General features: G+C 35.7%; 13 protein-coding genes. 9 read left to right on the forward strand and 4 right to left on the reverse strand.

Annotated elements, in window-relative coordinates; translation table 11 throughout:
- The first annotated feature begins 215 nt into the window (after positions 1–215).
- Complete coding sequence (locus tag ACRD62_RS11115) at positions 216–1,766, forward strand: hypothetical protein (RefSeq protein ID WP_430820183.1); 1,551 nt, start codon at positions 216–218, stop codon at positions 1,764–1,766.
- A gap of 100 nt (positions 1,767–1,866) precedes the next feature.
- Here the strand turns inward: ACRD62_RS11115 and ACRD62_RS11120 are convergent, their stop codons facing one another.
- Entirely contained in the window at positions 1,867–2,292 is a 426-nt protein-coding gene (locus tag ACRD62_RS11120) for an META domain-containing protein (protein ID WP_430820184.1), read from the reverse strand.
- A gap of 80 nt (positions 2,293–2,372) precedes the next feature.
- Here ACRD62_RS11120 and ACRD62_RS11125 point away from each other — a divergent pair, with 80 nt between their 5' ends.
- The 5 genes from ACRD62_RS11125 to ACRD62_RS11145 all read left to right on the forward strand — a co-directional run bounded on the left by ACRD62_RS11125 (position 2,373) and on the right by ACRD62_RS11145 (position 8,980).
- Positions 2,373–2,912 (forward strand): DUF8685 domain-containing protein, encoded by a 540-nt coding sequence (locus ACRD62_RS11125; protein ID WP_430820185.1) that lies wholly within the window; start codon positions 2,373–2,375, stop codon positions 2,910–2,912.
- Positions 2,913–3,040: 128 nt separating this feature from the next.
- Entirely contained in the window at positions 3,041–4,687 is a 1,647-nt protein-coding gene (locus tag ACRD62_RS11130) for a SulP family inorganic anion transporter (RefSeq protein WP_430820186.1), read from the forward strand.
- A 135-nt stretch (positions 4,688–4,822) separates the two neighbouring features.
- Positions 4,823–5,935, forward strand: a complete 1,113-nt coding sequence (locus ACRD62_RS11135) for a DNA polymerase III subunit gamma/tau (protein WP_430820187.1) — start codon at positions 4,823–4,825, stop codon at positions 5,933–5,935.
- Positions 5,936–6,168: 233 nt separating this feature from the next.
- Positions 6,169–6,549 (forward strand): DUF8493 domain-containing protein, encoded by a 381-nt coding sequence (locus ACRD62_RS11140; protein ID WP_430820188.1) that lies wholly within the window; start codon positions 6,169–6,171, stop codon positions 6,547–6,549.
- Positions 6,550–6,748: 199 nt separating this feature from the next.
- Complete coding sequence (locus ACRD62_RS11145; protein WP_430820189.1) at positions 6,749–8,980, forward strand: NADP-dependent isocitrate dehydrogenase; 2,232 nt, start codon at positions 6,749–6,751, stop codon at positions 8,978–8,980.
- A gap of 155 nt (positions 8,981–9,135) precedes the next feature.
- Here the strand turns inward: ACRD62_RS11145 and ACRD62_RS11150 are convergent, their stop codons facing one another.
- Positions 9,136–9,363: a hypothetical protein gene (locus tag ACRD62_RS11150; protein WP_430820190.1), complete on the reverse strand. Its 228-nt coding sequence runs from the start codon at positions 9,361–9,363 to the stop codon at positions 9,136–9,138.
- A gap of 230 nt (positions 9,364–9,593) precedes the next feature.
- Between ACRD62_RS11150 and ACRD62_RS11155 the strand changes: the two genes are divergently transcribed.
- Together ACRD62_RS11155 and ACRD62_RS11160 are read left to right on the forward strand one after the other, a co-directional pair.
- Positions 9,594–10,418 carry a penicillin-binding transpeptidase domain-containing protein gene (locus ACRD62_RS11155; RefSeq protein WP_430820191.1) on the forward strand — a complete coding sequence of 275 codons (825 nt, stop codon included), beginning with the start codon at positions 9,594–9,596 and terminating at the stop codon, positions 10,416–10,418.
- A gap of 52 nt (positions 10,419–10,470) precedes the next feature.
- Positions 10,471–10,947: a DUF4199 domain-containing protein gene (locus ACRD62_RS11160; RefSeq protein WP_430820192.1), complete on the forward strand. Its 477-nt coding sequence runs from the start codon at positions 10,471–10,473 to the stop codon at positions 10,945–10,947.
- Here ACRD62_RS11160 and ACRD62_RS11165 read toward each other — a convergent pair whose 3' ends face one another.
- Positions 10,948–11,943, reverse strand: coding sequence for a metallophosphoesterase (locus ACRD62_RS11165; protein WP_430820193.1), 996 nt, complete (start codon positions 11,941–11,943; stop codon positions 10,948–10,950).
- 148 nt (positions 11,944–12,091) lie between these two features.
- Between ACRD62_RS11165 and ACRD62_RS11170 the strand changes: the two genes are divergently transcribed.
- Positions 12,092–13,069 (forward strand): Gfo/Idh/MocA family protein, encoded by a 978-nt coding sequence (locus ACRD62_RS11170; RefSeq protein ID WP_430820194.1) that lies wholly within the window; start codon positions 12,092–12,094, stop codon positions 13,067–13,069.
- Positions 13,070–13,083: 14 nt separating this feature from the next.
- Here the strand turns inward: ACRD62_RS11170 and ACRD62_RS11175 are convergent, their stop codons facing one another.
- Positions 13,084–14,058 (reverse strand): alpha/beta hydrolase fold domain-containing protein, encoded by a 975-nt coding sequence (locus ACRD62_RS11175; protein ID WP_430820195.1) that lies wholly within the window; start codon positions 14,056–14,058, stop codon positions 13,084–13,086.
- Positions 14,059–14,070: the final 12 nt, after the last annotated feature.

Raw genomic sequence — 14,070 nt, forward strand, 5'->3', positions numbered from 1 at the left:
GTAAGAGAGGTGCTTACGAAATACGATTACAAAAATGTCAAAGAACTTAAAAATAAACAATTAATAATCAGTGGGTTTTAAGCGCCCACCAATGGTCGACAGATTTAACCAATATTCATCAGGAATTAAAACTTTGGGATGGTAGAATTGAAAGTCAGTTTAAACTGGAAGGAGAAGAGGTAAATGTAGTAACTGCCTCTCATCCAGCAAAAGATATGATAGAAGCACAAATCTCATCTTCATTAATAATACAGCATCAATTAAAAATAAGCCTCCGTTTTCCATATGCAACCGGTAATCATGCCGATGATGCAACTGACTGGGATCATCCGGAGAAACATACAACCACTATTTATGATTCAGACAGTCATTTTTGTATTCTAAAAAGAGTACTTGATGGTGATACTTATTTTGTTAATATTCAGTGGAAAGGAGATGCAGAGGTTAAGGAAAAAGAGGCGCATTATTTTATATTAGAACCTCAGGGTGATCAGTTTAAATTTACTTGTTCTTTTTCTAAAGAGGCTCCTAAAAAAGAAAATGCAATAATGGATGATGTCATCACTCTGGCATCAGACTATTGGCAAAATTTTTGGAAAAATGGTGGAGCCATTGATTTTTCGCAATGTACAGATTCAAGAGCATCAGAATTGGAAAGAAGGATTATTCTATCACAGTATTTAATGGCAATTCAATGTGCGGGTGATCTGCCACCACAGGAAACCGGATTAACCTACAACAGTTGGTATGGTAAGTTTCATTTGGAAATGCATTGGTGGCATGCCGTTCATTTTGCCCTTTGGAATCGAACAGAATTGCTTGAAAGAAGCCTGGATTGGTACAATAAGGCTTATGACAATGCAAAATCGATAGCTAAACGACAAGGTTTTGATGGTGTGAGATGGATGAAAATGACAGATCCATCTTCAATAGAGGCTCCTTCTGGTGTTGGATCGTTTCTAATATGGCAGCAACCACACTTTATTTATTTTGCCGAGTTGGTATATCGAAGTAATCCATCTGATGAAGTGCTCAATAAATATAAGGATCTTGTGCAGGCAACAGCTGAGTTTATGTATTCATTTGCTGATTACGATAGTATCAATAACCGATATATTTTGCAGGGAATAATTCCGGCTCAGGAAACATTGCGAGCCAATGAAACGGTTAATCCACCTTTTGAACTGGCTTATTGGCACTGGGGATTAGAAGTGGCTCAAAAATGGCTGGAAAGGTCGGGAAAGGAAAGAAATAAAGAGTGGGATGAATTAATCAATAAACTCTCACCCTTAAAAGAATTGGATGGATTGTATCTTGCTTCCGAAGATGCTGTTGATACCTATAAAGACGTTCGTTTTACTTCAGATCATCCGGCAGTGCTTGGAGCTTTGGGTATTCTTCCCAAAAGCAATCTGGTTGATGATGAATTAATGAAGAATACATTAGACTGGATCTTGAAAAACTGGAACTGGGATCATACCTGGGGATGGGATTATCCGATGACAGCCATGTGTGCTGCACGTTTGGGTCAACCTGAAAAAGCCGTAGATGCTTTACTGATGAATAAACGAACCAATACTTACTTGGTTAATGGTCATAATTATCAGGATGATCGTTTACGTGTTTATTTACCAGGAAACGGTGGTTTATTAATAGCAGTTGCAATGATGTGTGCAGGCTGGGATGGAAATAAAGTTGAAATACCTGGTTTCCCAAAAGACAGCACCTGGAATGTAGTTTGGGAAGATTTAGCAGTATTGCCTTAATCGGCCTCTTTCATTGATTTAGTTTAATAAGGTAGGAATCTCATGAAGAAAAGCAATCAGTATAAAAGCCATCATTTGGGGATGGCTTTAGTCGTTTATCTTATTCTTTCAATTTAAATTCCATTACAGTAATATCATTCTTTGAAAAGGTTAACTTTTTGTCTTTCAGCTGATAATTAACCTCGCCGGTTAGTATGTTGAAAAACTCAACTTCAGGAACTCCATCACAATACATTTTGGTTGCCATTAACGGCCCGAACTCTATTGAATTATCCTTAATGCTTATACTTCCTCCAAATGAATTACAACCACTGTTTCCGCCAATTTTGTTTTCTGCTTTATTAATTGTTATTACCGGAGTCTTCATCGTGAAGCCAGCCTCATTAATGGATTGCCCTTTAAAAGAGATCATTTCCCATTTATTTCCTTCTAAAAACAGTTTCGAAGCGTTACCTGTATTCTTTTGCATTGTTTTACAACTGGTAATTATTAACAAAGATAAGGTGGCAAAAAATAAATACTTCATAATCGTTTCAATTTAGATTGTTTGGCTAAATTAGACATAAAAATCGTGCCAAAATGATGGTAAGTTAAATAAATCAAAATATGGATTCAATCGATATCAAAGTAGGAACAAGAGTAGAACATCCACGTTACGGTGAAGGTATTATTGCAAGGATAACCTTAGGTGCTTATGAGGTTTATTTTGAGCAAGGTGGTAAAATGGAAATACCTAAAACAAGCACAAATATTACGGTAATAGAAAGTCCGGAAGAGGGTAAGGGAGAAACGGTTACGGCACGTGATCTACGTAAGGCTATTGCATCAGTTTTGGATGAATATGGAACTCTTCCGGCAGAAGTAGAACTTGGAAATAAATGGATTGGAGGTAAAATTGTTATGTATCCATCAAATGAATCTCTTCAGCCAAAAGAAATTCCCATGGAGACTTTCTTTAAAAAGATTGTAATGGTGCGTGATCGTTTACGAGTATTGGAACAGAATATCAATTCTTCAGAAACACTCAATGATGAAGAAAAAGTTCATATTCAGCAGTATATAACACGAGCTTATGGTAGTTTAACCACGTTTAATGTATTGTTTGCAGATAAGGATGATTACTTTATTGGAAGTGGTAAAAAATAATAGATCAAATTTTATAATATTTTTTTAATTCAGAATCTGAGTTTAAAAGTGTAATTAACATCATTTAATACAAGTTGGATGACAACGAGAGCAATTTAGCTCTACTTTTGTAATCTAACTTAAACAAAATGAACAAATTTTTTAAACCCAAATTCTTCTCGCTATTGCAGTCGGGTTTGGTCAAACAGAATTTCTCCAAAGATGTTCTGTCTGGTATTGTTGTAGGTATTGTTGCCCTACCACTAGCCATTGCTTTTGCTGTTGCATCTGGAGTATCACCCGAAAAAGGATTAATTACGGCTGTAGTGGCTGGATTTATTATTTCACTGCTGGGAGGGAGTCGTGTTCAGATAGGAGGTCCAACAGGAGCGTTTATTGTTATTGTATATGGTATTTTAGAGCAATATGGTATTGATGGTTTGATTATTTCAACCATATTGGCAGGTGTCATTCTGGTTGCTTTTGGATTACTTAAATTAGGTTCGCTGCTTAAGTTTTTTCCACATCCTCTTATTGTTGGTTTTACCAGTGGAATAGCACTGGTTATTTTTTCAACGCAAATAAAAGATGCACTGGGATTGCCTATTGAAAAAGTTCCTTCTGTATTTCACGAAAAATGGTTAGTTTATTTTTCCGAGCTCTCAAATATTAATTGGATTGCACTTTTAATAACCATCATTACTATATTAATTACCGTATACTCCAGAAAAATTACCAATCGAATTCCAGGGTCTTTTTTGGCAATAATCATTATTACACCTCTTGTTTATTTTTTTGATTTAGAGGTTTCAACTATCGAATCATTCTTTGGTGATATACCCAACCGGATAAGTTTTAGTTTACCATCGGTGCAATTATCCGAAATTCATAATTATCTGGCTCCGGCTTTAACTATTGCATTGTTGGGAGGCATAGAGTCTCTTTTATCAGCAGTAGTCTCGGATGGTATGATCGGTGGGAAACATCGGTCAAACACCGAATTAATTGCTCAGGGGATTGCTAACATAGTAACTCCCTTTTTCGGGGGGATTCCTGCTACAGGTGCTATAGCACGTACAGCAACGAATGTAAAAAACGGTGGAAGAACGCCATTGGCCGGTATTATACATGCTGTTACCTTGCTATTGATAATGCTTTTTCTGGGACCGATGGCAAAACTGATTCCTATGTCATGTCTGGCAGGTATTCTTATTGTTGTTTCGTATAATATGAGTGAATGGAGATCATTTGTTGCTATTTTAAAAGGTAGTTATTTTGATATACTGATTTTACTTTCCACCTTTCTTATCACGGTCTTTTATGATTTAACACTGGCTATTGAAGTTGGAGTTGTACTTTCTGCTATCCTTTTTATGAAACGTATGTCGGATATCAGCGAGAAACGAATTGAAAATGTGGTTGATAATGATATTATTGATGATTATTCAACTTTGCCTGAGCAGTTAAATGTTTATGAAATTAGCGGGCCTTTGTTTTTTGCATCAGCCCGAAGATATTCTGAATTAATAGAGTCAATAGGAATGAAAGGAAAAGTGTTGATTATACGTATGCGGCATGTTTCCTTTATTGATGATACCGGATTGCATAACCTTAAAGACACTATACAAATATTAAAGAAAGAAGGAGTGAAGGTGATTCTTTCGGGTATCAATGCTGAAGTTAAAGAAGATCTGAAAAAAATGAATTTAGTTGATCTGATATCAGAAGAATATATACTTGATAATTTTAATGAGGCATTGAATACAGCCTGCACATTAATTCCTTGTAAGCATTAACCTATTTAGCAGATTTGATTTGCTTAAATAGGTGTGTTATCAAGAATTTTCCTTCTATTGTTAATAACTTCCGTCGGGCCGAATTGGCTGGGCTGTTTGTAAATTATATATTTGTTGGCGTAGAATTAAAGCAGAATGGAATATATTGTTTCAGCAAGAAAATACAGACCTGCGACTTTTAAGTCGGTTGTTGGACAGGTTAATATAACTACTACGCTAAAAAATGCTATTAAAAGCAATCATTTGGCACATGCTTACCTTTTTTGTGGTTCGCGTGGAGTAGGTAAAACAACCTGTGCCCGTATTTTTGCAAAAACAATTAACTGTTCAAATGTTAGCGAAGATTTTGAGGCATGCAACGTTTGTGAGTCTTGTAAGTCGTTTAACGAAAACCGCTCGTATAATATCCATGAGCTTGATGCTGCCAGTAACAACTCGGTTGATGATATTCGTAGCCTTATTGATAAGGTTCGTGTTCCTCCTCAGTTAGGATCTTATTCGGTTTATATCATCGACGAGGTTCATATGTTATCTCAGGCAGCTTTTAATGCATTTCTAAAAACACTGGAAGAGCCTCCTCGTCATGCAATTTTTGTGTTGGCCACAACTGAAAAACACAAAATTCTTCCTACCATTCTTTCACGATGCCAGATATTTGATTTTAACCGTATCACAATTGCTGATGCTGTGGGGCATTTAAAATATGTGGCTGATAGTGAAGGCGTGAAAGTAGAAGAAGAAGGTTTGGCTGTTATTGCACAAAAGGCAGATGGAGCCATGCGTGATGCACTTTCAATCTTCGATCAGATCGTTGCTTTTTCAGGTAAGGAGATCACATACCAACAAGTAATTGAGAATCTTAATGTTCTTGATTATGACTATTACTTTAAGTTGATTGATGCCTTTTTGGCTGAAGATTACAAGCAGGCTTTATTAATTTTCAACGATATTCTGCTCAAAGGTTTCGATGCTCAACATTTTATGTCAGGATTGAATAGTCATGTTCGTGATTTACTGATGTGTAAGGATCAATCCACTGCTACTTTGATGGAAATAGGTGAGTCGGCCAAAGAGAAGTATGTGAAGCAAGCTGCATCATGTGATGTCGATTTTCTTTATTATGCTTTAAAAGTAATTAACGAAAGTGAGCAACAATATAAGGTTGCTAAAAACAAACGACTTCATTTGGAGTTTGCTCTGATACGTCTTTCTCGTATCGAAACCGAAAAAAAAAAGAGGAATTCGTAGATGAAATTCCAATTATAACAGTAGGTAAATCAAAACCTCAGCCTCAAACGCAACAGAAATCAGTTGCAAAAGAAACACCTGGTAATATTAAAATACCTGCATCTCCCTCTACAGGTAAGCAAAGTTCAGGATTAAAATCTGTTTCGTTAAAAAATCTGGCTAAGAAGGTACAGCAGGCTCCTGCCTCAAGTTCTACTTTAAAGGTAGAAGAAGCTCAGGAAGAACCCATTGACATGACGTGGAATGAATTAATTTCGCAAGAAAGTGTTGATGAAATGTGGCGTAAATACTGTATGGCTGTTAAGGATCGAAACCCCCGTTTATACAGTATTGTTGATAACCATAAGCCCAACATGGTAGGTGAGCGTAAGTTACTTGTTAAGCTTAAAAACAAGCTTCAGGAAACAGAATTACAAAAGGAAAAGAGTGCGATGCTCAGTTTCTTAAAGCGTTCACTTAAAAATGCACGATTGGAACTAGATTTCGAAATATCATTTGATGAAAGTGAAGGTCCTAAAAGAGCTTATACAGTTGCCGATAAGTTTAAACTAATGCTGGAGAAAAATCCTGATTTAATGAAGTTTAAACAGGAATTTGGTCTGGATCTGGAGTAACCCAACTTCAAAAAGAAAATTAAAAGATCTTAAAGTCGATTCTTTTAATAATATTGAGTTAAATCACCATTACTATTGAATAGATAATGTAGATTTGGTTGAATTTTTATCAAAGAATATTGATTTATATAAATACTCTAAAACAGTAGGTGTGCTTTAAGTGTTTAACTTATCGTGCATCAAAAAAGATTAAATCGAAATGGGAACACAGAAATCAAAAATTATCTACACAAAAACTGATGAAGCACCTGCTTTGGCAACATATTCGTTGCTGCCAATAATAGAGGCATTTACAAAGTCATCAGGTGTAGAGGTAGAAACAAGGGATATTTCATTATCAGGTAGGATTATTGCTCACTTTCCTGAGTACTTGAATGAAGATCAGCGAATTGGTGATGCTTTGGCTGAGTTGGGAGAATTAGCAAAAACACCTAAAGCTAATATTATCAAGTTGCCCAATATTAGTGCATCCATCCCTCAATTGCAGGCAGCAATAAAAGAACTTCAGGCAAAAGGATATCAATTGCCAGATTATCCTGAGGAACCCAAAACAGAAGAAGAGAAAGCGGTTAGAGCGCAATATGATAAAGTAAAAGGAAGCGCAGTAAATCCAGTCTTGCGTGAAGGTAATTCAGATCGAAGGGCTCCAAAGGCTGTGAAGAATTATGCAAAAAAGCATCCGCACTCAATGGGTGCTTGGTCGGCCGATTCGAAATCTAAGGTAATGAGTATGTCTACTGGTGATTTTTACGGTAGCGAAAAATCACTGACGGTTGATCAGCCATGTGATATAAAAGTAGAACTGCATTCAGGTAATGGTACTGTTTCTGTATTAAAAGACAAAGTTTCTTTATTAGCTGGAGAGATTATTGATTCAGCTGTAATGAGTAAGAAGGCTTTACGTTCATTTTTGGTTGATGCCATTGCAGAGGCCGAAAAACTGGATGTTTTGTTCTCGGTGCACTTGAAGGCTACCATGATGAAGGTTTCAGATCCGATTATTTTTGGACAGGTAGTGGAAGTATTCTTCGAAGATGTTTTTGCAAAATACGGAGAGCAGTTTGAAAAATTAGGCATTACAGCCAATAATGGATTAGGTGATGTGTTTACAAAAATTCAGAATCTGCCTGAAGAAAAGCGAAATGAAATTGAAGCTGCAATAAAGGAAACATATGCTAAACGTCCTGATTTAGCAATGGTTAATTCAGATAAAGGAATTACAAATCTTCACGTACCAAGTGATGTGATTATTGATGCCTCCATGCCGGCAGCCATTCGTACATCAGGTAAAATGTGGGGACCGGATGGAAATCCGAAAGATACCCTTTACGTAATTCCTGATAGGTCATACGCTTCAGTATATGAGGAAGTAATTGATTTCTGTAAGGAAAATGGTGCATTTGATCCTTCAACAATGGGAAGTGTTTCCAATGTTGGTTTAATGGCTCAAAAAGCTGAAGAATATGGATCACATGATAAAACATTCCAGATTGCAGAAAATGGAGTTGTTAAAGTACTGGATGATAAAGGTGCTGTATTGATGGAACAGGTTGTGGAAGAGGGAGATATTTTCCGCATGTGTCAGGTAAAAGATTTGCCAATTCAGGACTGGGTTAAACTAGCTGTAAACAGAGCCGGGGCAACAGGAGTTCCTGCTGTTTTCTGGTTGGATGAAAATAGGGCTCATGATGTTGAATTAATTAAAAAAGTTAAGACTTATCTGGCTGATCATGATACTGCCGGATTGGAAATATTAATTAAATCACCTTTTGAGGCAACTAAATATTCTTTGATAAGAATCAAACAAGGATTGGATACGATTTCTGTTACAGGTAACGTGTTGCGAGATTACTTAACCGATTTATTTCCGATTCTTGAAGTAGGTACAAGTGCAAAGATGCTTTCTATCGTTCCGTTGATGAATGGTGGTGGTTTATTTGAAACAGGTGCAGGTGGATCTGCTCCAAAGCATGTTCAGCAGTTTGAACAGGAGAATCATTTGCGCTGGGATTCATTGGGTGAATTTCTTGCTTTAGCTGTTTCATTAGAACATTTAAGTAAGGTTAATGATAATTCTAAAGCACAGATACTTGCTGAGACTCTGGATGAAGCAACAGGGCAAGTGTTGGATAATCAAAAATCGCCATCCCGCAAAGTAAATGAGTTGGATAACCGTGGAAGTCATTTTTACCTTGCAATGTATTGGGCAGAAGCTTTGGCAAACCAAAATAAAGATGCTGAATTGAAATCTGCTTTTGCAGGTATTGCAAAAGAATTGTCGGCGAATGAAAAGACAATTGTGGATGAGTTGAATTCTGTTCAGGGAAAAACTATGGATATTGGAGGCTATTATATGCCTGTATTTGATCTGGCTTCAAAAGCAATGCGTCCGAGTGAAACGTTTAATACAATTTTAGCCAAGTTGAATTAAGAATTTAGAAATAATAAAAAAAGGCGGCTTAATTAAGTTTAAGTCGCCTTTTTTAATTGTCCTATTATTTCTGTTAAGCTAATGAGAAATCATTTAATAATGCTTAATTCATTTAAAAAGAAAAGGTGACACATGGCCACCTTTTTATTTTTCTTTTAATGATTCGGATAATAACCGATCAAAGCATTTTCTGCATATAATTCAATCTTATTCGAAGCTTCCTGCACCTGAAAATCAAATCCTGGTTGGTGCTTCGCTATGAACTGATGTAATCTTTTTACCAAAAGCGTCGTTTTATTCTTACGTTTTGAAAGATAATCATCAAGTGCAAGTAAAAAGGAAATCTGACTCTTCTTAGCAACGGGTGTAATGTACAAATTCATACGCTTCCCTTTTTTAGTTTTTAAATGTTATTTAACCTGTTATACTAACTAATTATAAATAGGTTACATATGTGCAAACAAAATTCGTTCCATTTTTTGTGTTTTTTATCATTGTTAGTGATTTATTCATTCCAATGACTCACTGTTAAATATTATATATCAAACATTTGAATAACTAATTTTTAATTTTTAATATTGATAAAGATTATTCCCAATAATTACCTGAAAGTATGAAAGTCAGTCATCTAAATTTCATTTTTGTTGTTTTTCTCTGTTTATCACTACAGTTAAAAGCTCAACCCAAAGACATTGAAATTGCCAAGCTTTTTAAAGGAACTAAAGGTTGTTTTGTGATCTCAAAATTTGATAATTCAGAGCATTACTATTTTAATAAAGATCAGGCTCAAGAAAGATTTTCACCTTGTTCTACGTTTAAAATACCCAATTCACTTATTGCTCTTCAAACGGGAGTGGCAAGCGGAATTGATTATGTGATTGAATGGGATAGCATTCGTAATCCGCATGAAGCTTGGATGAATGAAAAAGAACCATTTAAATATTGGTGTCAGAACCATACCATGAAGAGTGCATTCAAATATTCTGTTGTTTGGTATTATCAGGAGATAGCGCGAAAAATTGGAGAAATAAGAATGCAGCAGGCAATCATATCGTTGGATTATGGTAATAAGGATATATCCAGTGCTTTAGATCGTTTTTGGTTGTGTGGTTCTCTCGAAATTAGTGCAATTGAGCAGACTCAATTTCTGAGAAAACTATACAATGAGAAATTAGTTGATTTTTCTAAAGAAAATATTCAGAAGGTAAAAGCTATCATGTTATATGAAGAAGGTGATGATTATAAATTGTTCGGAAAAACCGGTGGAGGCAATTGTTCAGCAGATAAGGTAATTGGCTGGTATGTTGGATTTGTAGAAACACAAAAAGGACCCTATGTGTTTGCTATGAATATGTTAGCTGATGATTTTAAACAGTTTGATAATAACAGGAGAATTGAGACGGTAAAAGAAATACTTAAAATATTAGGCTATATATAATTGATAAGAAACTATTTGATGATAAGATTGTTTGAATCTAAAATTGGTTGTTATGAGTAAATTTAGAATTGAAATTAAGTGGGCAATAACATTTTTTGCAGTAATTATACTTTGGACTGTTTTCGAGAAGATGATAGGTTTACACGATGAGCATATTGACATCCATGCTAAAATTACAAACCTGTTTGCAATACCTGCCATATTGATTTATATTTTGGCATTACTCGAGAAAAGAAGAAAGGATTTTAATGATAAGATGACATGGCTGCAAGGTTTTGTAAGTGGTTTAATTATCACTTTTATTGTGGCATTGCTGAGCCCTTTAAGCCAGGTTCTTACACATGAATATTTGTCGCCTCAGTATTTTGATAATATCATTGCTTATTCTGTAAAAAATAACCTGTCCACTCAGGTTGAGGCGGAAGGCTATTTTAATCTTACCAGTTATATTTATATGAGTGTAGTTGGAGCGTTAATGATGGGTTTTATTACTTCAGCTGTAGTAGCATTTTTTGTAAAAAAGAAATAATCAGCTATTTACTTTGACTTTATCAACAAACACAAAACGATTCTTGTCCATTATTTTTTCACCACTGTATCTGTAAGCGGCTAGTCGTCCGCCATTGGCTACACATGCATCTACACAACAAATATTTTTTTGAGGTATCATAACTCCGCGACCAACACAATAATGTCCTACAAAAACCATTGGAGCGTCTTCAGGATAGATGTCGTATGATGATATCAACTCATTGGGTATTGTGTATTTAGGTAATGAGAATCGGTTACCGTAACTCAAGCTGTCAAAAGTATGACCGTGAGGCTCTATCCACCATTTAACTCTGAAATTAGTGCGTGTAATATTATTGGAGTCCTTAATAATTAAGTCTTTTGGTAGGTTAATTTCAATCCCTTTAATTGTTTCAAGAAAAGGAGTATATAATGTACTTTCTTTTTTAACAGCATCCTTCAGGTGTTTCTTTCTGATTCGGCCATTTTCGTACATTTTACTTACTTTTTCGATGTGCTTATCATTCCAGTATGCATGAACAATTCTTATTTCTCCTAAATCAAGAAATAGAGGAAGTGTTCTCAGCCATTTTATGTCTTTCTGAAGATCATCGTAATTATTCTTGTATTCGATAAAGAAGTTGTCTAATAACTTACGATTACTGTTACCAGGTGTTCTAATCGGGCGTCCATCACTTCGTTTTGTAAAATAAGTGATGGCATTTATTTCATGGTTACCCAAAATAGCATAACCAGAGCCGTTGTTGATCATTGAACGAATGGTTTGAATAACCTTTCGGCTATCAGAACCCCGGTTAATAAAATCGCCTACAAAAACAGCTTTTCGTTCAGGATGTTGCCAATAACCATTCTCTTTCGAGTAGCCCATCCTCTTAAAAAGCATTTGCAACTCAGAGTAATGCCCATGTACATCACCGATGATATCGTAACCATTTCGATTTGAATGATTACTTCCCGTCTGTAATTTAACTTCTATGTTTTGTCTGAAATTCACAATTCAAAAATAAATAATCTGAATAATGCACAAAATAATTATTGATCAACATTGAAAAATGATTTGTAATTTAATAATCATTTGATTTTATTTTTACTTTTTTAAAACATAATTGGCACTTTAATCATTGATAAAGTAAAATTCAGTCATGAGAAATATACGTTGGGGAATTATAGGTTGTGGAGATGTAACAGAGTTGAAAAGCGGACCAGCATTCAATAAAGTAGAAGGTAGTAAATTACAGATGGTAATGCGACGTGATTTACAGCTGGTTCAGGATTATGCACAAAGACATAATGTTCCTGAATGGACAGGCAATGCTGAGGCTTTAATTAATAATGATAAGGTTGATGCGGTTTATGTTGCCACTCCTCCGGGAAATCATGCCGAATTCGCGATTAAGGCTATGAAGGCAGGTAAGCCGGTTTATGTTGAAAAACCAATGGCTGCTACCTATGAACAGTGTCTGGATATGATAAAGGTCTCTGAAGAAACAGGTGTGCCTTTATTTGTGGCATATTACAGAAGAACCTTACCGGGTTTCTTAAAAGTAAAAGAGTTAATTGATGGTGGCGAAATTGGTAAGCCATTGTATGTTAATATCCGATTGACAAGACCTGCTTTGGATAGTGAAGTCAAAGGAGGTGATTCGTTATGGCGATTGGATAAAGAGAAAGCCGGAGGTGGTATTTTCTTTGACCTGGCATCTCATCAGCTTGATTTTTTGGATTATTTATTTGGTCCTGTTGTTGAAGCAACTGGGTTAACTGCAAACAGAGGTGGTTATTATGCTGTGGAAGATACTGTGAGTGCTTCTTTTCGTTTTGAAAACGGTGTATTGGGTAATGGTTTATGGTCGTTTGTAACAAATAATCATGTAGATGAAGACAGGATGGAAATAGTTGGTTCTGAGGGTAAGATTGTATTCTCGGGTTTTAATCATCAACCTATTATGATGTATAAAAATGGTGAGGAATTTGAATTTCCTTATCTGAATCCTGAAAATATACAGTACAATCTTATAAAACAGGTTGTTGAGCAGTTACAAGGCATGGGAGAGTGTGTAAGTACAGGAATATCAGCAGCCCGAACGAATAAAATAATGGAAATGATTACGGGGAAGTAAATCCCCGTTCAATCTTATAATACTTTATTCAGAAAATCAACCATGTATAAAACTGTTTCATCTACCCATGGATGAAACAACCAGAATGGATGTACCTTGATGTTGAATTTATGTACTTCTTGATAAACTCCCCATTCATTAAGCATACCTATTAGTTCATCCTGGCCGGCATGGAATCTTGAGTAACCGCTGTTCAGAAACAAAATGGGAACTGAGTTTTCGTTGGCCCAGTATATGGATGATGCTTCTTTCCAGATTCCAGGTTTTTCTTCAAAAGATCCACCAAACCAGGAAATGTCAGCTGAATTTGGTTTTCGCTTCAAGTTGAGGGAAGAAGGAGCAAGAAAATTTAGTACTCCATCAATATCCATAATAGCTTGTACTTCACTTGAATAATCTAATAATCCCATCTTTCCTTCGAAATGCTCAAGGCCATTAGTCATGCCAATTAAAGCAGCAAGATGTCCTCCGGCGGAACAACCCGATATAGCTATTTTATCAGGATTTATATCGTATTTTTCTGCATTGGCTCGAACCCATCTTATGGCTGCTTTAATGTTATGAACAGCTGCAGGATATTTGGCTTCTAATGATAATTGATACTCAACGGGTATGGTCACAAATCCTTCTTTGGCTATCATTTGTGCCATAGGAACCTGCATGTCTTTTGTGCCTGATCGCCAACCTCCACCATGAACCATGATTACGGCAGGATACTTTCCTTCTTTCTCAGGTTTAAAAATATCAAGATGTAAATCGCGTTTGCCAAAAGGTGTGTTTTCCAGACTAAGATAAACCTGATTTCTGTATTCAATAACACCCTTAGGTAGACTATCTTTTGCAGGAAAAGCATAAGGATATCTTTTTGCAAACTTTCGTTGTTCGCGGGGTATATTATAGCTTGAATCAACAGGAAAAGAGTTTTGTGCACTTAATGATAATCCTATTGAAAATAAGATGATTGTATTAATGTATCTGAACTTTTTCATTAAGCTTCTTTT

Source organism: Carboxylicivirga caseinilyticus (assembly GCF_050589785.1).
GTDB lineage: Bacteria > Bacteroidota > Bacteroidia > Bacteroidales > Marinilabiliaceae > Carboxylicivirga > Carboxylicivirga caseinilyticus.

Bases quoted from the DNA above. Each gene is read 5' to 3' on its own strand.
- ACRD62_RS11120 (WP_430820184.1), bottom strand. From the start codon at position 2,292: ATGAAGTATTTATTTTTTGCCACCTTATCTTTGTTAATAATTACCAGT.
- ACRD62_RS11140 (WP_430820188.1), top strand. From the start codon at position 6,169: ATGACGTGGAATGAATTAATTTCGCAAGAAAGTGTTGATGAAATGTGG.
- ACRD62_RS11175 (WP_430820195.1), bottom strand. From the start codon at position 14,058: ATGAAAAAGTTCAGATACATTAATACAATCATCTTATTTTCAATAGGA.
- ACRD62_RS11130 (WP_430820186.1), top strand. From the start codon at position 3,041: ATGAACAAATTTTTTAAACCCAAATTCTTCTCGCTATTGCAGTCGGGT.
- ACRD62_RS11160 (WP_430820192.1), top strand. From the start codon at position 10,471: ATGAGTAAATTTAGAATTGAAATTAAGTGGGCAATAACATTTTTTGCA.
- ACRD62_RS11115 (WP_430820183.1), top strand. From the start codon at position 216: ATGATAGAAGCACAAATCTCATCTTCATTAATAATACAGCATCAATTA.
- ACRD62_RS11155 (WP_430820191.1), top strand. From the start codon at position 9,594: ATGAAAGTCAGTCATCTAAATTTCATTTTTGTTGTTTTTCTCTGTTTA.
- ACRD62_RS11150 (WP_430820190.1), bottom strand. From the start codon at position 9,363: ATGAATTTGTACATTACACCCGTTGCTAAGAAGAGTCAGATTTCCTTT.
- ACRD62_RS11145 (WP_430820189.1), top strand. From the start codon at position 6,749: ATGGGAACACAGAAATCAAAAATTATCTACACAAAAACTGATGAAGCA.
- ACRD62_RS11170 (WP_430820194.1), top strand. From the start codon at position 12,092: ATGAGAAATATACGTTGGGGAATTATAGGTTGTGGAGATGTAACAGAG.
- ACRD62_RS11135 (WP_430820187.1), top strand. From the start codon at position 4,823: ATGGAATATATTGTTTCAGCAAGAAAATACAGACCTGCGACTTTTAAG.
- ACRD62_RS11125 (WP_430820185.1), top strand. From the start codon at position 2,373: ATGGATTCAATCGATATCAAAGTAGGAACAAGAGTAGAACATCCACGT.